The sequence below is a fragment of the Blautia sp. An81 genome, assembly GCF_002161285.1.
Taxonomy (GTDB): domain Bacteria; phylum Bacillota; class Clostridia; order Lachnospirales; family Lachnospiraceae; genus Blautia; species Blautia ornithocaccae.
The window spans coordinates 1-611 of record NZ_NFHH01000080.1; the positions used below are offsets into that span (position 1 = coordinate 1).

1 rRNA gene is annotated in these 611 nt (G+C 53.8%); it reads right to left on the minus strand.

Features of this window, described 5'->3' with window-relative positions:
* Positions 1-611, minus strand: a 23S ribosomal RNA gene (locus B5G33_RS20940); the annotation flags it as partial.

The following is a 611-nucleotide window of genomic DNA, read 5'->3' on the forward strand; positions in this document are numbered from 1 at the left end:
CTCATCCCCACCCTTTTCAACGGATGTGGGTTCGGTCCTCCATTGCCTTTTACGGCAGCTTCAACCTGGACATGGATAGGTCACCCGGTTTCGGGTCTGCGCATACCGACTCTGGCCCTATTAAGACTTGGTTTCCCTACGGCTCCGCACCTTTAGTGCTTAACCTTGCCTGCATGCGCAACTCGCCGGACCGTTCTACAAAAAGTACGCGGTTCACCATATAAAGGTGTTCCACAGCTTGTAAACACAGGGTTTCAGGTTCTCTTTCACTCCCCTCCCGGGGTCCTTTTCACCTTTCCTTCACAGTACTATGCGCTATCGGTCACCAAGGAGTATTTAGCCTTACGGGGTGGTCCCCGCTCCTTCAGTCAAGGTTCCACGTGTCTCGACCTACTCTGGATCCCGCTGTGCCTTCTCTCTTTTCCCGTACGGGGCTTTCACCCTCTCCGGCTGGCTTTCCCAAAACCATTCCGGTAAGATCAAAGGATCACATCCGCGGTCCGAACCCCAGCATGCACGCACGCTGGTTTGGGCTCTTTCCCTTTCGCTCGCCGCTACTCAGGAAATCGAGTTTTCTTTCTCCTCCTCCGGCTACTTAGATGTTTCAGTTC